Genomic DNA, 19417 nt, shown 5'->3' on the forward strand with positions numbered 1-19417 from the left:
TTTATATTCTCGACAGTATTATAGGTCGATATCTATTTCCTGAAGATCTTTTTTGTTTGCCGTTAACTGCTCTTGTTTTTGGCTGAAATTAAGCTGTTCGGCCATTGTTTCGATAGTTCTAAATTGAAATACATGTCCGATACTTATTTCAATACCAAAACTTTCCTGAATCATATTGGCTAATTTTACGGCTCTCAAACTATGCCCGCCTATTTCAAAGAAATCATCTGTTATGCTGATTTTTTCGATACCAAGTACTTCGGTCCAAATTTCAGACAGCGTTTTTTCGATTTCGTTTCTGTGCGATACATATTCCCTTTCTAGCTGGGTTAAATCAAAATCCGGAAGAAGGTCTTTATCAATTTTTCCATTTTTATTTAAAATGAAATCATCTACCTGAATAAAATAGGTTGGAATCATATAAAAAGGAAGCCTGTCGCCCAAATAGGCTTTAAGATCTTTTTTATTTATTTCATCATCTGCCTTTACGTAAGCAATGATAAATTTTTCTTCGACTGCTTCAGCTACTTGCTTTAAAACCACTACAGCTCCATTTATATTCGGATGAGTGCTTAAGGTTTTCTCAATGTCATTCAATTCAATTCTATATCCGCGAAGTTTTACCTGACTATCTTTTCTTCCAAAAAATTTAATATTACCGTCTGGCAGCCATAATCCTAAATCGCCTGTTTTATAAACCCTTTCATTGTTTAAACTACCCGGATTAAGGAATTTTTCATGATTTAATTCTTCTGCATTTAAATAGCCTAAAGACAAGCCATCACCTGCCAGATATATTTCTCCAATAACTCCTAAAGGGCATAAATGCAAATTCTGGTCTAAAATATAAGCCTTAGAATTGTTGATTGGTTTGCCAATCGGAATATCATCTCCTACGGGTGATGTAATTTTGTATGTTGCCGAAAACGTCGTGTTTTCCGTAGGTCCATAACCGTTAATTAGGTTTACTGCAGGGAAAGTTTCGAGTAATTTACTAATGTGTTTAGATGATAATTTTTCGCCTCCTGCAAGTATATTTGTCAGGTCTTCAAAAAGCATTATATCCTGATCTACAAACTGGTTTAATAATCCGGCTGTAAACCACATAGTATCTACTTTTTCTGATTTTATTAATGCCGAAAGTTTTTTTGTATTTAATAAATCTTCTTTATCACATAAGACTAACTTTTTACCATTCAGCAAGGCTCCCCAAAATTCGAATGTAGAGGCATCAAAAGATACTGAGCCTGTGGACAATATGGCGTTTACAGTATTAAAATCAATATAATTGGTGTTCTTAACCAGTCTAGTAACGCCTTTATGTGATACTAAAACCCCTTTTGGATTTCCTGTAGAACCGGAAGTATACATTATATAAGAAGGGTCTTCAGGCTGATTTTTATTTTGCTGAACTAAAGCACTTTCTAAAGAATCTAACTGAACGTCTATGGCGACAATATTTCCATCAAAAAAATCAAGATCAAACATATACTCCATTTGAGTAATGATTGTGTTGGTATCAATATCGTTTGCAATAAATTTTTTTCTAATCTGAGGACTTTCTACATCAATAGGAACATATATGGCGCCTGCTTTTAAAACGCCAAGTATGGTCGCAATCAAAAGCTCTGATTTATCTAAGATGATTCCGATTTTGTCTCCCTTTTTTACTCCATATTCTGTACTTAATAGATGAGCTACTTTATCAGAATTGTAGTTTAATTCCTGATAGGTTAATTGTGTGTTTTTATACACAACTGCGATATGATCAGGAGTCTTATTTACCTGTTCCTGAAATGCATCAATAATATCCAGACAAACTTCAGGGTTAAAAACTCCTGAACTAAAGTTTGATGAAAGAAGCTGTGTTTCGCCAATTGATAAATAAGGAATCGCTGCAATTGTGTGATTTGGATTAACTGCTGCTGCCACCAATAAGCTTTCGAAATGTTTTTCAATTTGATGAATAAAAACTTCATCAAAAATATCTGTATTGTAAACTAAAGTAAACTCCAGCCCATTTATTGTTTCAACAAAATTGAAAGAAATATCAAATCGGCTAACTGATGCTTTAATCTTTTCATACAATGCTATTTCAAGACCTTCACTACTTAAAGCATTTATTTTTTTATCTAAATCGGCATTTTGTAAAACAACCGTTGAATCAAACAAAGGATTTCTGCTAATATCATGTGTCAGGTCAAGATTTCCAATTAATTTATCGAAAGGATAAATTTGATGTTCGTATGCTTCCTGAGTCAGCTTCTTTACATTCCGGAATATGTTTACTAAAGAATCTTCCCCTGAAAACTGGCAACGCAGTGGCAGTACATTAATAAAACATCCAATTTGTTTTTCTAAGTCGGCATGATTTCTTCCTGTAATCGAACTTCCCAGAATAATATCTTCCTGATTAGTATATTTATAAATCAATACGTTTACCATAGATACGAGTCCCATAAACAAAGTCAGGTTTTCGCTATCTAATACATTCTTGAAATTTTGTAAAGTTGTATGATCAATGTTTACAGTAAGAGTCTCGCCGTTATATGTTTTAATTTTAGGACGAATTTTACTTTTTTGAAGATTTAAAACTGGTAACTCGCCAGAGAATTTTTCGATCCAGTAAGCTTTATGAACCTGTAAAGTTTCATCCTTTAATTCTTCATTTTGCCACGCTGCAAAATCTTTGTACTGTATTCTCAGCGGTTTTAAATTTGTTGGAGTATTATTTTTATGAGCCTGATATAAATGCAACAGTTCTTCAATAAAAACCTCCATAGATAATCCGTCACTAATAATGTGATGCATAACGCATACCAGAATCCATTTGGAATCCTGCACTTGCACTAAACTCACTTTTAAAAGCGGTCCTTCGGACAAATTAAAAACTACCTGAATTAAATTACGAATTGTATTTTCTAATTCATTTTCTGTACGATCTCGCAAATCAATGCAATCAATAGTAAAATTATCGTTTTCATGTGATATAATTTGTCTTAATTCCTGATTTTCATTTTCTTTAAAAGAGGTTCTAAAACTCTCATGTCGTGCTACTATTGTTTTAAAAGCAAAAAATAAGGCAGGCTTGTCCAGATTTCCTTCAAAAACGTAAGTACTCGGAATTGTATAGGCTTTGTTGGCTTCATGAAATTGACTTAATGCCCAAAAACGTTGTTGAGATGATGAAAGCGAATAACTTAGTTGCTCCTGTAAAGCTTCTATTTCTTTAAAATAACTTTTCTTGGCTAATAATATGGTTTCTGAAATTGCTTTAATATTTCTGTCTTCAAAAACATTACCGATATCAATTTTCACATTCAGGTTTTTATGGATCATTGATACCAGATTCATCGCTTTAATACTATGTCCGCCAATATCAAAAAAATCATCTGTAATGCTTATATCTTCTTTATCAAATAGTTCTGTCCATATTTGATATACAGCTTTTTCAATTTCAGTTGTAGGCAAAACCAATTCTCTTGTTGCTTCTTTCTTAGATTTTGCCAGTTTGACTAATTCTTTTTCATCTGTTTTCCCGTTTCTGTTTAATGGTATTTGCGGCACTTGTGTAAGATGCGACGGAACCATATATTTAGGAAGTTTTTGAATTAGATAAGAATGAAGTTCATCGGTACTGATATTAATATCTGCAACAAAAAAAGCACTCAAAAATTTGACATCATGAAGGTCTTTGTTTACCAAAATCACAGCTTCGCAAATGGTGCTAAAACTCGTTATTTTACGTTCTATTTCTCCTAATTCTATTCTGAAACCTCTAATTTTCACCTGCTTATCTCTTCTGCCTAAGATTTCTATACTACCATTTGACAGCCATTTGCAGATATCTCCTGTTTTATACAATAAAGAATTTTTCGAATACGGATTTTCGATAAAACTTTTTGATGTAAGTTCTTCTTTATTTAAATATCCCGCTGCAACTCCTTCTCCGGAAACATAAAGTTCACCTGAAATACCAATAGGCTGCAATTTCAAACTTTCATTAAGAATATAACATTGTGTATACGAAATTGGTTTTCCTATCGGAATGTTTTGTGCTTCTTCCAAAACTTGATCTACAGTATGAAATGTTGAGAAAGTGGTATTTTCGGTAGGACCATAAACGTGTATTAATTTTCCACTTCCGTTATGATTGATAAATTTTCGAACATGCGATACAGAAACCATTTCTCCGCCAAAAAGAATTTTTCTCAATTTTTTAAGGCTTTCAATATCAGTATCAACCATGGAATTGAACAAGGCAGTAGTCATAAAAACAACCGATATTTCGTTTTGTGTAATGGTCTGAAACAGTAACTCAAAATTTAATACCAGATCTTTCTCCGGAATGTGTAAAGTAGCTCCATTTAATAATACACCCCAAATATCAAATGTAGAACCATCAAAAGCAGGATTTGAAATGGCCAAAATACGATCCTGAGGTTCAATTTTGATGTAATTGGTTTCTTTTACAAGTCTTACAATGCTTTTCTCTTTTACCACAACACCTTTAGGCACCCCCGTTGATCCTGATGTGTACATAATGTAGGCAATGTCTCCTTTAACATTTATGTTTTCCCGATTTGTGTTGGGAATATTTTCTTCATTTAGCATCACATCTACACTAAATAAAGGAATTGAATAATTAATAATATGGCTTAAATATTCTAATTGAGTTATAATAACTTTAGGTTGGGTATCAGACAACATATAATCCAGTCTTTCTTCTGTAAGATTATAATCTAAAGGCAAATACGCCGCGCCGATTTTTAAGGCAGCAATAAAAGCGAGGATTGTATAATCCGAGTAATCTGTCATTACTCCAATAATATCACCGGATTTAATTCCGTAATCTTCCTGCAGACAATACGCCAAATGATTGGCTTTGTGGTTCACCTCTGCATAAGTATATTTTTTTCCTTTATGCACTAAGGCTATATTACTTGGCGTTGTCAAAACCTGCTGGTGAAAAACAGTTATAACACTTTCTTCAATTCTTTTTTCAGATTCTCCCGAAAATTCAAGTAATTGCTGTTTTTCAAAAGCCGTAATAAATTCAATTTCACTGATTTTAGTATCAATTATATCGCTTATATTTTCAAGTATATAATTGTAATGATGTGTTAGGTTCTCGATAAAAAACCTGTCGTATTTTGCAGTATCGTAATGGATTTTTATTGATAATCCCTTAACATTTTTATCATCTATTTCCAGGCAAAGTTTTGCCTGAGCCGTTAGCGTATTTTTACTGTTTAGTTCTTTATAGATAAAGGCATAATGAAGGTATTCTTCCTGAGTTACTTCAATATTCGAAAATTCATTATGAATTAATTCAAAGGAAATAGCATCATAAATAAGCGTTTCTTCGATTTCTTTTTTGGTCGCATTTACAATATCTTTTAGCGAGTTTTCATTAGATACCGGTGTCTGAAAAAACACTACTGTATCTTTTTCGAGTTGTATTTTCTGTAAATGAAAAGGAGATGAAGCCACCCAAATTACCTCATTATTGGTGTATCTTTTTAGTAAAGCATCAAAAACAGACAGATAAATGGTACCAGCAGCAATGGCGTTTCCTCCTGATAATTTATTGACTTTATCTAAACATCGGTCATTTAAAAAAATACTATACTCACCAGAAGGTGTTTGCTCATATTGGCTAAGTAAATGATTGATATCATTACTGTATTGCTTTATTTTATTAAACCAATAATCTTGTATGATCTTTTTATCCTTCATGATGTCGTATTATTAATGGAATTAAAAACAAAAGGTTTGTTAGGTATGTACTAATGAGGTGAACTATGTTCTAAAAATTTATTTCGATATTTATTCTGGAAGATTCTAATTGCTTTTCGCTTTGGGTTTTAAAACTGTATGAGGCTATTTCTCCTGCTGTGTTTTTTGATAATGCTTCTAAAAACACTAAATATCGTTCTACAAGCAAGTCTATACTATCTCTGCTAAAAAGATCTTTTCTATATTCAAGGATAAAATTTGAACCGTTTGATATTATCCACAAATCATATTTAACCTGTTCTGTAAATACATTTTGAACTTTTGCAGTAAGATTTTCGTTGATTCTAAATTCATCATGGGCAAGGTTATTCCAGGTAAAACCAGTATTGATAAAATTGGTTCCTCTTTCTCCCCTTTCAAATTCTAAATCTCTTAAAATTAAATCGATAGGGTACATTTGATTTTCGAAAGCATTTGATAATTTATCCTGAACCATCTTAATTATAGTCTCGAAATTTTCATTTTCATGAAGATGTAATCTTATCGGCAACAGATTTACATAATAGCCCAATTGATCTTCTAAATTGGCATGAGCACGACCCGCAAACGGAACGCCTAATATGATATCTGTTTCTGCTGTTTGTAAGTTTAAAAAACTGAAAAATGCCGCTAAGTGAAATGTAAATTCAGTAACATTAAGTTTTTTAGCAATTTTTTTGATAGACAAATTAGCCTCCGTATTCAGGAAAAAATCTACTTTTCCGCCCTGATTATCAGCGTTCGTTTGTGGCAAATAATCATAATTAAGTTTTAATGGTCTTAAATATCCCTGCAATTCATTCATCCAATAAGTATTGGTAATCGCATTTGTTTTCATTTCATTCTTCAACCAATAGCTATACTCTTTATATTGAATAGCCAATGGAGAAGAATCCACAACTTGTTTTTTTAATATTGAATTATAATTAGCACTTATTTCTTCTATCAGAAGCTGTAGTGACCACGCGTCTGATATTATATGATGGATGACGAATAAAAAAGCATAATGTTCATTACCTAAACAGACTAATTTTGCTTTGAATAATGGACCTCTAAATAAATCAAATGCAAAACCGGCTGTTTGCTGAATTTCATTTTTTAATAGTAATTCTTTATCGGTATTAGTACTAAAATCTTCATATCCTACTGAAAATTGAAATGCTGAAGATGGAATAATAAACTGTTTGATGTTTTTTTCTTCATCTTCTTTAAAAACGGTTCTTAATATTTCATGTTTTAGGATAACGAGATAAAATGCTTCTTTAAAAGCCTCAATATCAAATTTTCCATGAAAATGATATGCTGCCGGAATATTATAAGCGATCTCTTTTCCTTTAAACTGGCTCACCATCCAAAGGCTCTTTTGAGCATATGACATTTCATAGGAAGTCTCATTTGGCACAGCATCAATAGACATGTAATTATTTGAAAACGAATTTTTTATCAGTTCAGCCTGATCTTTTAAAACCGAGTATTCAAATAATTTTTCAAAAGAAACAGTAACCTGAAATTGTTCATTTATTTTATTAATTAACTGACCTAATTTAAGACTATGTCCTCCTAAACTAAAAAAATCATCTGCTGAACTTATGGTTTCAAGTCCTAAAACATCTTTCCAGATAAGAGCTAATGTTTTTTCGATTCTTCCTGTTGGAGCAATAAGTCCATTACTAATTTCTGTATTTCCATCAATATCCGGAAGTGCTTCTTTGTCTGTTTTTCCGTTTGGTGAAAGCGGGATAAACGGAACCTCAACATAATATTGCGGAATCATATAACCGGGCAATATATTTTGTAGATATTTTTTAAAATCATTTTTAGAAATACCTTCACCTCCGGTATAATAAGCCACCAGAATATCAGTGCCTTTAAAATGCTTTACAACGACGACAACTTGTTTTACAGTATCTGAAATTTGTAATAAACTATTTTCTATTTCCTCCAGTTCTATTCTGTATCCTCTTAATTTTACCTGATGATCTTTTCTGCCCAAATATTCGATATTTCCGTCAGGAAACCATTTTACCAGATCGCCTGTATCATACATGATACTGTCTTTGATAAATGGATTTTTTATAAATTTAGTAGCGGTAAGTTCTTCTTTGTTAAGATAGCCGAGCGCTACTCCTTCACCTGCTAAATATAATTTACCAACAATACCAAGAGGTATTAACTGCAAATTTTCATCTAATATATAGGCCTGTGTATTAGCAATAGGTTTGCCTATAGGGATTGATTTATATATTTTGTCTTTTTCTAATTTATAAGTTGTACTGTAAGTTGTATCTTCAGATGGTCCGTACAGGTTTCTAATTTCTGCCGCAGTATTTAGTAATTCTCTGGCGATATCTACAGGAAATGGTTCTCCTGCTAAATTGATAATGTTTGCATTTTCTAAAGCTGAAAAATCTTCCGCAATCAGACTTCTGATGCTTGAAGGAACTGTGTTGATTAAAACTCTTTTATCCTTTTTTAATTCTTTGCTTATTTCCAGAGCATTGCCTAATAATTTTATCGTTTTTCCAACAGATAAAGTAAAAAACATTTCATAGGCAGAAAGGTCAAAACAATGGGATGTGGCAGCATAAACTAAATCAAAACTACCGGTATTAAATTCTTTTTTGGCCCAGTATAAAAATGCTGTAACATTTTTATGGGTAATAAGAACTCCTTTTGGTTTACCCGTAGTTCCCGAAGTATAAATAACATAGGCCAAATCTCCGGCTTTGTTTATTTTTTGAAGATTTTCTTTAGCGGAATTTTGCTTTTTTACAAGAAACTGATCCAATTCTTTTTCATCAATTACAACTTTGCAATTGCTATCTTCTATAATATAATTGATGCGTTCAACTGGATAATTAACATCTATTGGCACATAGGCTGCTCCTGATTTAAGGACCGCTAAAATGACAATTACTAAATGTTCATCTCTTTTTAAACGTACTCCTACTAAATCATTTGGTATGATATCATAATTTTCTCGAAGATAATACGCTAGTTGATTTGATTGCTCATGAAGTTCTTTGTATGTCAATTGTACATCATTAAAAATCAAGGCACAATAGTCTGGTGTTTTATCTGCCTGTAATTCTAACAAATCAACAATAGTAGCTTCTTTTGGAAAATAGATTTCATTTTCGTTGAATATCTTTAGCAACAATTCTTTTTCACTTTCCTCTAAATATTCTATGGCATCAATCGTAACATTGGCATCGTTAAAGGCAATAGTTAAAAGGTTTTCAAAATGTTTGAATATGGCATTAATCCAAAACTCATCATATATATCTGTATTGTATTCAAGGCTTAAAAGCAGTTCTTCTTTTTTCTCTGTAAAAACAAAACTAAGATCAAACTGAGATGTATTTCTTTTAATTTCAAATGGCTCTACAGCAACTCCTTCCATCGGAGCATTTGTGTGTATAGTTTTTAATTGTGCCTGATTTTGCAACACGACAAACACATCAAATAAGGCAGATCTTGAAGCGTCTCTTTTTAGATTAAGCTTATTTACTAAACTGCTAAAAGCATAATTTTGATGTTCGTATGCGTCGATTAACGTTTTTCTTTGTACATCTAATAATGCCGAAAAGCTGTCAGTTCCTGTTATTTTGGTTTTAATGGCCAAAGTGTTTAAAAATAAACCAAGCTGATTTTCCAGATCCGGATGTTCTCTTCCTGCCATTGGAGTTCCCAAAATAATATTATTTTGATTGGTATAGCGGTATAATAAAGCATTGACTCCGGCCATTAAAGTCATAAACGGCGTTGCGTTATTCGTTTTAGAAAATTGCTTTAATTTTGATAAAAAAGCTTCTGAAAAGGAATATGTTAGCGTATTACCACTATAGGTTTGTTTTGCCGGTCGGCTCTTATAAATTGGTAATTCTAAAACAGGAATTTGTTCTTTAAACACAGATAACCAATATTCTTCTGAATCTAAAACTGATTTTTCGTTTTCCTGAGATTGCATCCATACGGCATAATCTTTGTATTGAATTGTTATTGAAAAATCAATTATATTTCCCTGAACCAGATTATTGTAAGTCGTAACAATTTCAGAAATTAATAATTCTAAAGACCAGCCATCTCCAATAATATGCTGCATCACCAAAGAAAGGATATGTTCGTTTCCTTCGATTTTTAAAAGAGCTCCTTTTAGTAATGGCGCATTTGTTAAATCAAAAATGGTAGCTTGTTGCTCATTTAAATATTGAGAAAGTTCTTCTTTACCTTTATTTGAATAATTTTCCTGAATAAGGTTAAATTTCCATTGTCCTTCTTCTAAAATATATTGGCTTATTTCTCCATCATAACCTGCTTTAAAATAGGTTCTTAAAATTTCGTATTTAGCAATCAAAAGATTAAAAGCTTTTTCTAGTTTTAAAACATCTACATCGCCTGTTAATTTTACGGCACCATGCATATTATAAGCACTATTACCGCCTTCAAACTGACTCAAAACCCACATTTTATGTTGTGACGCTGTTAGCGGATAATAGTTTTGAACCTCGGTTTTAGGAATTGACTGATAGTTTTCTTTTCTTATTTTTTGACTTATTTGTGCAATAGTAGGTGCAAGAAAAAGCTCTTTATAAGAAATCGTACCGTTAAGTCTTTTGTAAATATTGTTGATCACCTGCCCTATCATTAAGCTGTGACCTCCTAAATCAAAAAAGTTATCTTCGATTCCTATTTTTTCAATACCCAGAATTTCCTGCCAAATAGCAACTAATGTCTTTTCTATTTCATTTCCCGGAGCTACATAATTAGCATTTGATAGCTGATGAAGCGGCAAACTTTCCAGAACTTTTCGATCTGTTTTTCCATTTGGTGTTAACGGAATTTTATCTAAAGCGATAAAATAGTTCGGCACCATATAAGCAGGCAGTTTTTCTTTCAGATAACTTTTTAGTGTTTCTTCATCAATTCTTTTGTTTTTAGTGAAATAAGCAACTAAATTTTGTACTGCATTATTTTGCAATACCAGAACAACAACCTCAGTTACGTTTTCTGAAAAAGATAGAATTGCATTTTCAATTTCTCCAAGTTCAACTCGATATCCTCTTAGTTTTACCTGATAATCTTTTCTTCCTAAAAAGTCAATAGTACCATCCGGAAGCCATTTGGCCACATCTCCAGTATCGTACATTAAAACGCTGTCACTAAAAGGATTTGTAATGAATTTTTCTGCCGTTAATTCAGCACGATTAAGATATCCTTTTGATAAACCATCTCCTGAGATATATAATTTTCCGGCTACACCAACAGGCAATAATTCCAGATTTTTATCTAATATGTAAACCTTCGTGTTCGATATGGCTTTACCTATCGAAACTGATTTCGTGTATTCTTTTTGTGCAGATAATTTATACACCGTACTGTAAGTCGTATCCTCAGAAGGTCCGTATAGATTTCTTATTTCAGCATTTGTATCCAGTAATTTTTTAGAAAGATCAACCGGAAATGGCTCTCCTGCTAAGTTGATTATAGTAGTATTTTTTAAACTATATCCACTTTCAATAATATGCCTGATACTTGAAGGAACCGTATTGACCAATACTTTTTTATCATGCTGAAGCGCTTCTCCTATTTCCAAAGCATTTTCAAGAATTCTTATTTTTTTTCCGATAGATAAAGGATAAAACAATTCATAAACAGAAAGATCAAAACAATACGAAGTTGCCGCATAAACAATCTCAAAAGCGTCTGCATTATATTCTTCCTGAGACCAGTAAATCAAAACAACCGCATTTTGATGCGATATCATAACTCCTTTTGGATTTCCGGTTGTGCCAGAAGTGTAAATAATATAAGCTAAATCTCTGTGGTGATTTATTACTTTAGGATTATCTGTGTTATTAGAATGGTCTGGATCATTAAGATAATTTCTTAAATGATTTTTATCAATCACCAGTTTACACTGACTGTCTTTTTCTATGTATTGAATGCGTTCTTCAGGATAATTAATTTCAATAGGCACATAAGCAGCTCCCGATTTAAGTATTCCTAATAAAACTATTGGTATAAATTCGTTTCGCTCCAATTTTATTCCTACCAGATCATTCGGCTGGATGCTGTATTTTTTTCTTAAATAATGCGCTAATTGATTGGCTCTTTGATTAAGTTCTTTATAAGTCAGTTCTTTATTTTTAAAAATAATAGCCGTATTATCAGGTGTTTTTACTGCTTGTTCTTCAAATAATTCAACCAAAGTTTTATTTGCATAATCTTTTGCAGCAGGATTAAAATCATGAAGTAATTGCTCTTTTTCTAATAACGAAACAATGGCTATTTTATCAACAGTTTCGTTAATATAAAGATCCAGATGCAATAACCAATTTGCATAAGAATTTAAAAAATGATCTGCTACACTGTCTTCTACAAATGAAGAATCATACGAAATTATTAATTCTAATGCTGTATCGTTTTTAGTTACTGATAATGAAAACGGAAAATTGTGGTTTGTTTGCGCAGTTTTCGAATTATAGAAAAAACCAAAAAGCGCATATTTAGAAAAGGGATAATTTTTCTGTAATTTATCTTCGTATTCTGAATAGGTGTATGCTTCCTTTACTTCTTTTTTAATTTCCTGCAAATAATCCTTAAATGACTTGCCAGACGCTTCAGTATTTTTGTACAACAAAGTTATTTCATCGTTATTAACCTTCGATGAAAAAATAAAACTTTCAATTTCAAAATAGCGTTCTAATAAAGCATTAAAAACGGCCAGTAAAACAGTTAATTCTGCTGTAGTATTTTCATTGGTAAGCTTGCTGAAAAATGAAATACTATTACGATCAACTTGTATACTCTTAATTTTCGGGTTTTCTATCTCAACACTATTAACCAGAGGACTATTTTTAACTTTTTTTATCCAATAGTTCGAAATGCTTTTTTGTTCTATGTTTGTCATTTAAAAATCTTATAATTAGATAAACATTCAACTTCTTCAAAATCTTATGAAGGAATTATTGTAGTACTTTTTTGTTGTAAAAAATATTTTCTTTAAAAAATAACTGAAAAACGTGTAATGGTTTTAAAGTCGATTATCTACATAGAAAATATAGATATTATAAATAGTATTTTTCCCTATAAAATAGTAAGTCCCTAAAAATTAATTTGATAAAATTTATCTACAATGCTAAAGCCGGGTTTTATAGCTTTAATTTTGTAAATAATAGGAAGGAATCGTAGCGGTGATATTTTTTTGTAAGGAATCGATTCTAACAACAATTTTATTGATATTATTTGTATTTAAAACCTGGCATTCTAATCCGCTTAATGCACCGTAAGAGATTGTTTTAAAGTCACCAACTCTGAAATTTTCAACATTTGTTTCAATCTCAGTTAAATCATTACCTAATAGAAAAAGTTGAATTTTTTTAATTTCTTCGTCACTTACTTTGGCATACTCCATTCCAAAACGTATGTACATGCATGCTCCATTAACCGCAAGTGTTTTGTAAAAGTCTAGTGAAGAATTAATCTTTACAAAAATATAAGACGGAAAAAGTAATTTCTGAATATTCTTTTTTCTGTCTGTACGCTTACTCTCAACCTCAATTGTGGGTAAAAAAGCCTTAATAGACAACTGTCCAAGTACATCAAATACTTTTTTTTCATGATGGCATTTTACATATAAAACATACCAACCATTGTGAGCTGATTTCATAAATATTAAGGTTCTTTTAATAGCTACGCTGTTCTCGGTTACGAGAATCTTTTTCTAATTACTGGTTTGAAAAACTAAAAAACGCATCAGATTTATCGCTAAATTAAGAGGAGTGTGAACATAAAAATTACGGACTTTTCAGATAAAAACTACGGACTTTAAACAAAAACATAAAATATTGATAATAAAACAAATACGTATGTTATTTTAATATAGAAGAGAATATTTTATATTAAAATAACAAAGATTAACACGAACGCCGTTCTAAATAAGACATAAAGATTTATATCTTTTTAAATCAGTTAATGAAATAAAACATGTGGAGTTTACAAATGAAAAATTACCGCAGAGAACATTACGTTTTTACTCTTAACTTTTATAAAAAGACAAAGTTCGCAAAGCTTTGTATTGATTTAGCTTTGCGAACTTTGTCGTTTCGAGGTAAAAAATAATTAGTAATTATATTTTTTTTTATGTTTCTCTATAACATTTAGTATTATTGATCTCAAATTAAGTTAGTTCCTCAAGATTAAATATAACTTCTATTTTTGTTCCTTTTCCTATCTCTGATTCTATATTAAAATAACCTTTTAATGAGTTTGCCCGCTCTTTCATATTACTTAACCCAATACCCTCTTTTTTGCTTTTTATATCAAAACCTTGTCCATCATCAATAATCGACATTTTTAAAAGTCCATTTTTTTCTGATTGAATTTTTACTTCGCAATTTAAAGCACCAGCATATTTGTTTAAATTTAAAGTAGCCTCTTGGATAATGCGATATAAGTTGATCTTATATACATTTTGAATAGTTGACCATTCTAGGTTTTCATCGGTTAAATATGTAAATTGAGTATTACCTGTAACGTTTTGATTTTCTACTAAAGTTGATAGCAGAATATTAAAATCATTACCATCTAAAAAAGAATTACGGCCTAAGTCATGTGATATCGTTCTGATTTCATTTTCTATATTCTGAAGTTCAAAAATATACTCTTTTCTTTTTTCGATTATTTCATTTTCTACTTTCGAATTAAAAAATCCCAGATTCATTCGAACACCATAAATTCTATTCATTATTCCGTCATGCAGTTCTTTTGCAATTTTGGATTTTTCATTCTCTTTTGCATTATTTATTTTTTCATGCTGCTCCATTAACAGCAGGTAAATTTCCTCGTTTGCTGATTTCTGTTTCTTTAAAAACTGCAATTCTTTATTTTTATATTTCGAATATCTCAATATAACAATGATAAGCAATAGAAAAACTAATGCAAATGAAATGGTTAAAATATAGAAGTTTTTCGTCGTCAAAATTTTATTTTCATCTTCAATTCTTGAAGTTTCGTATTCGATTCTTGCATATTTATTATGTGCATTTTTTTGAACAACATTAATACTGTCACTCAAATTAATGTATTCATTTGCATAATAAAAACTATTCTTTTTATCTAGAGTATAAAGCAGTTTTAATGACGTTAAAATTTCATTACTATTCTTAATTCTGGTTGCCAGAACATTGGCTTCCTTAAGAATATTAATTGCTCTAAAAGTATCTTTTTGTGTTAAGAAATATTCGCCAATATGGATTTTTTTGTATAGAATATCTGATTCATTTCCGTTATTTTTTAAAATTTCTAATGATTTTGAAAACATTGCGTAAACATTGCGATAGTCTCCATTTTTCATCTTAGAATACGCTAGATTACTAAGAACATTGGCATATAATCTAGGCCATTTTTCTTCTAAATTGTTAGAAAGTAAACCTTGTAATTTTGCGATAGATTTTGAGTATTCCCCTTTTAAATCATAAAGATTACAGATATTGATACTGGATGCGATATAATAATTATTCTCTTCTTCTTTATCAATACCTGTAATCTTCATTTTTTCTAAATTATTTAAAGCTTGCTGGTGATACCATAATGCCTTGTCATAATTGGCCAGCTTTTCTAAACATGTCCCCATCAATGTATTGCAGGAATAGCTTAACCTCTGATCCTTAGAATCTCTTAAATAATGAAGGGCCTTAGAAATTTGAACTTCGCATTCTGTATAATTTCCGTCATAAAACAAAACATACGCTTTATTAAATAACATTCGTGCCATATTACTATAATCAGATAACTTATAATATAATTTTTCTGCCTGTAAATAATAAAAATAGGCGCTATCTTTTTTTACACTTCCATAACTATCTCCGATATAATAAAATGCTTTGGCCATTCCCTCTTTATCATTAACCTGTTTTGATAATTTAAGAACCAATAAGCTTACATCCAAAGATTTTTTTAGATTGTTATTATAGTAATACTCAGTAGACAACTTAAAATAAAAGTTTCTAACAACAGAATCATTCTCCTGAACCCGCAATACATTAAATATTGAATCTAAGTATTTTTCTTTTTTTTTGCTTTCTAAATGAGTATTGTCAAATGAAAGAGTTGTTTTAATTTTTGAACTCGTTAATTCTGTTTTCTTACATGAAAAAAATATCAGTACCAGAATTAAACAAATTATTTTATAAGGTTTCGCCAAAAGTTTAAGTATTATTTTACAATTTCAAATATAGCGTTTTGAAATAAAAAGACTATAAAATTTAAAAATAATAAAACACTACTTCTTAAAAATAATGGCAATTAATCTTTTCTTGGTGGTCTTGGAATAATAGGATCTCCTTCTGTAAGGTTATTTACTTGCGGAAACGTATCATTGCTGATTGAGTCTCCAACTTTTGCAGTTGCATTCAATTTTTGTAATTGCTCTTTTGTTACCGTTTTTGATTGGTTGCCGCTATTTGTTTCAACTTCGTAATCATCATTTGTACATGAAAAAGTTAACAATGAAATAGAAATAAGTAAACCTGGAATAAAAAATTTGCTTTTCATAAAAATAATTTTAATTTGTTGTTAAGACAAAAAAACAGCTTACTCCGAATTAAAATGTACGGTAAATCCGTAATATTTAGTTTATTATATAATAAAAGTAGGATTTAAACTAATTGTAAGTCAATACGTAAACTTCATTGTAAAACAATTAAATCCCTATTACGGAAAATCCGTAATATTTCTTACATTTGTTCAAATCGAATTTAATAAATTATGGATCTTAATATTTTGATCGTCGACGATCATCCGATGACGGTGGATAGTTATGTTAACCTTTTATCTGATGGGGAGTTTCAAGAAAATATTCCAAACTTTATAAAGAGTCATAATTGTGAAGATGCTTATAATAAGATTATATTTCACCTCAAGCAAAATATTAATATTGATCTTGCTCTTCTTGATATTAATTTACCTCCTTATAAACCATTAAATATCAATAATGGTATTGATTTGGCATTTCTACTTAAAGAAAAGTTACCCAATTGTAAAATAGTACTTCTCACAATGCGTAGTGAACCATTGACAGTAGATAAAATAATAAAAGGTATACAGCCTGAAGGTTTTATATCAAAAAGTGATATCAATTTTGAATTATTTCCTGTAATCTGTAAAAACATCATTAATGGTGAAATATTCAGAAGTAATACAATAGTAGAATCACAAAGAGAGCTATTTAAGAAAAATATAAATTGGGATAATCATGATAATCAAATTTTAATATTAATTTCTGAAGGTGTAAAAACGATAAACCTTCCTGATTATATACCTCTTTCGATGAGTGCAATTGAAAAAAGAAAAGCAAACATAAAAGATCAGTTACTAAAAGGAAAAGGAAGTGATAAAGATTTGATTGAAAAAGCGAAAGATTTAGGATTATTGTAATTTGTTTTTATGTGTAAAATTCAATGATGTTGACCATCTGTTTACAATTTAAAGTGACCAACTAGTTTAGATTTGAATTGTCCATCAAATTTCGTGCAAACTGAGCAACTCGATTTATTTCAAAAAACCTCTAATAATACTAGTGTTCAGTAAGATCCTTTTCTGTTCCATTCCTGTTAAATAGATATTATATCCAAGATGTTCTATGTAGTTTTAAAATTATAAATCTTAATGTGAAGTGCGCGTTTACAGGCATTCACTAATTTTTCTGTAGCTGCTTTTTTTTCAAAAGATAATGTCCCTAAACAGCTTTTACAGGTCTGCTCCGGGTGATTCCTTTTATCTGCATAATATATTCTCCTACAGCCGAATCAATACTATTTGCCCAATCAATAAATCTTAAGGCGTGCCATTGAGATACAAATTGATGTGTGCTTCCCAGATGTTCAGGATTTGTAGATGTAGGCTTGTGATTTCTGATGTGAGTAGCTATACGATTCTATTTGAAGTAGATTTATGCTCTAGAGTTTGTGTACAACAGTTTTACTTTTTTCTTTAAATATTGATAAAATTCACTGTAATAATTCTTATCTTGACTTACTTGAATATGTTCATTCTGCATAACTGTTGCCAGAGACTGGTATTTAATCTCAAAGCGTTCCATTTTTGAAAATCAGATTGCAATATCTAAAAGCAAAATTTCAAATAAAAAAAATCCCAAATTCCAATTATGAAATTGGAATTTGGGATTTATAAAAATTGATTTTTATACGTCTTTAATCTAAAACAAAACTAACACTTACGTTTGCTGTAACTTCAATTTCTCCAATTGCTAAAGTTTCGTTTGTTGATTCTGCATTGCTATCCATCGACATAGATTTCATAGCATACATTGGTTGTGGGTGATAAACCTGAGTGTTATCAGAAATCGTATACGCTTTACCCACTTTTTGTCCCAAAACCGAAACATAGTCTTCTGCTTTTAATTTCGCGTCTTTAATGGCTAATTTTCTAGCTTGTGTTTCAATTTGAGCTAATTTAGATGTTTCAAAAGAAACTTTGTCTATGCGGTTAATCCCTTGCTGAACCAGACCTTCCATTAATTCATCATATTTTGATAAATCTTTCAAGATTACTTCTACTGTCTGAACAGCATTGTAACTGGTTTTCTTTTTCTCATAATCGTATTGCGGATTAAGAGCAACTTGTTTTGTTCTGAAATCTGCTGCCGGAATATTCATTTTTTTGATGAATTTTAAAACAGCATCCATTTTTTCGTCGTTTTGCTTTTTGACGTCTTTAGCATTATTTCCTTTTGTTTCAACAGTAGCTGAAATACAAACCTGATCAGGTGCTACTTTTACTTTTCCTTCTCCATTTACATTGATTTGCGGAATTTGTTTGGTTTCTTGGCCGTAAGACATAGTCATAAACATGATTGTTAAAAATAATACTAGTTTTTTCATTTTTGTTATATTTTAAATTGTTTGATAAAGGCTTTTCAAAAGTTATGCCAGCATTATAATTTCCCCAATTTTGCCATTACAAAAAGTATTACAATTGGAATTGCCAATAAAATAACCATTAGGCTATGATCAACAATTAATGAAGGTTCTTTTACTAAGGTAATCAAATAACCGCCTATAGCGCCACCAAAATGAGCGGTATGACCAATATTATCATTTTTGGCTTTCATTCCATAAATTGAATATAATAAATAAAGAATTCCAAAAAGATAAGCCGGGATTGGAATAATACCAAAAATGCCCAACATCATATCCGGTTGTAATAAAATCGCAGAATACAAAACGCCTGTTACCGCGCCCGAAGCACCAACTGCTCTGTAACTATAATCGTTTTTGTGGAAAAACATCGTAAGTAAACTTCCGAAAATCAAACTTCCGAAATAAACTAAAACAAAGGAAAAATTGCCTAACCAATTTAAAACAACAGGGGCAAAAAACCAAAGTGTTAGCATATTAAAAATTAAATGCATCATATCGACATGTAAAAAACCGGATGATAACATTCTGATTTGTTCTCCGGAACGAATGCTTCCTACATGAAATTCGTATTTTCTCATAAAAGAATAATCTTCAAAACCTTTCCAGCTAATCAATACATTGGCGACAATAATCCCAATTAAAATGGTATTCATAAAAAATATTTAATGTGAATTGTAAAGATAGTCAATCTTAAA

Annotated in this window: 8 protein-coding genes; 1 reads left to right on the forward strand and 7 read right to left on the reverse strand. The window is 30.7% G+C overall.

Annotation, left to right across the window (positions count from 1 at the left end):
* Positions 1-18: 18 nt before the first annotated feature.
* The 5 genes from EV143_RS11070 to EV143_RS11090 all read right to left on the reverse strand — a co-directional run bounded on the left by EV143_RS11070 (position 19) and on the right by EV143_RS11090 (position 16335).
* Positions 19-5739, reverse strand: a complete 5721-nt coding sequence (locus EV143_RS11070) for a non-ribosomal peptide synthetase (RefSeq protein ID WP_133508009.1) — start codon at positions 5737-5739, stop codon at positions 19-21.
* Positions 5740-5809: 70 nt separating this feature from the next.
* Positions 5810-12691 (reverse strand): non-ribosomal peptide synthetase, encoded by a 6882-nt coding sequence (locus tag EV143_RS11075; protein ID WP_133508010.1) that lies wholly within the window; start codon positions 12689-12691, stop codon positions 5810-5812.
* Between the two features lie 249 nt (positions 12692-12940).
* Positions 12941-13450, reverse strand: a complete 510-nt coding sequence (locus EV143_RS11080) for a UpxY family transcription antiterminator (RefSeq protein ID WP_133508011.1) — start codon at positions 13448-13450, stop codon at positions 12941-12943.
* Positions 13451-13960: 510 nt separating this feature from the next.
* On the reverse strand, positions 13961-15985 hold the full coding sequence (locus tag EV143_RS11085; protein WP_243739848.1) for a tetratricopeptide repeat-containing sensor histidine kinase: 2025 nt from the start codon (positions 15983-15985) through the stop codon (positions 13961-13963).
* 101 nt (positions 15986-16086) lie between these two features.
* Entirely contained in the window at positions 16087-16335 is a 249-nt protein-coding gene (locus EV143_RS11090; RefSeq protein WP_133508012.1) for a hypothetical protein, read from the reverse strand.
* Between the two features lie 213 nt (positions 16336-16548).
* Here EV143_RS11090 and EV143_RS11095 point away from each other — a divergent pair, with 213 nt between their 5' ends.
* Positions 16549-17217: a response regulator gene (locus EV143_RS11095; protein WP_133508013.1), complete on the forward strand. Its 669-nt coding sequence runs from the start codon at positions 16549-16551 to the stop codon at positions 17215-17217.
* Positions 17218-17993: 776 nt separating this feature from the next.
* Here the strand turns inward: EV143_RS11095 and EV143_RS11100 are convergent.
* Positions 17994-18683, reverse strand: a complete 690-nt coding sequence (locus EV143_RS11100; protein ID WP_133508014.1) for an SIMPL domain-containing protein — start codon at positions 18681-18683, stop codon at positions 17994-17996.
* 53 nt (positions 18684-18736) lie between these two features.
* Positions 18737-19375, reverse strand: a complete 639-nt coding sequence (locus EV143_RS11105; protein WP_133508015.1) for a rhomboid family intramembrane serine protease — start codon at positions 19373-19375, stop codon at positions 18737-18739.
* Positions 19376-19417 lie beyond the last annotated feature (42 nt).

This window comes from Flavobacterium chryseum, assembly GCF_004362015.1.
GTDB lineage: Bacteria > Bacteroidota > Bacteroidia > Flavobacteriales > Flavobacteriaceae > Flavobacterium.

Coding starts and splice junctions, on each gene's coding strand:
- EV143_RS11070 (WP_133508009.1), bottom strand. CDS start 5,739: ATGAAGGATAAAAAGATCATACAAGATTATTGGTTTAATAAAATAAAG.
- EV143_RS11075 (WP_133508010.1), bottom strand. CDS start 12,691: ATGACAAACATAGAACAAAAAAGCATTTCGAACTATTGGATAAAAAAA.
- EV143_RS11080 (WP_133508011.1), bottom strand. CDS start 13,450: ATGAAATCAGCTCACAATGGTTGGTATGTTTTATATGTAAAATGCCAT.
- EV143_RS11090 (WP_133508012.1), bottom strand. CDS start 16,335: ATGAAAAGCAAATTTTTTATTCCAGGTTTACTTATTTCTATTTCATTG.
- EV143_RS11095 (WP_133508013.1), top strand. CDS start 16,549: ATGGATCTTAATATTTTGATCGTCGACGATCATCCGATGACGGTGGAT.
- EV143_RS11100 (WP_133508014.1), bottom strand. CDS start 18,683: ATGAAAAAACTAGTATTATTTTTAACAATCATGTTTATGACTATGTCT.
- EV143_RS11105 (WP_133508015.1), bottom strand. CDS start 19,375: ATGAATACCATTTTAATTGGGATTATTGTCGCCAATGTATTGATTAGC.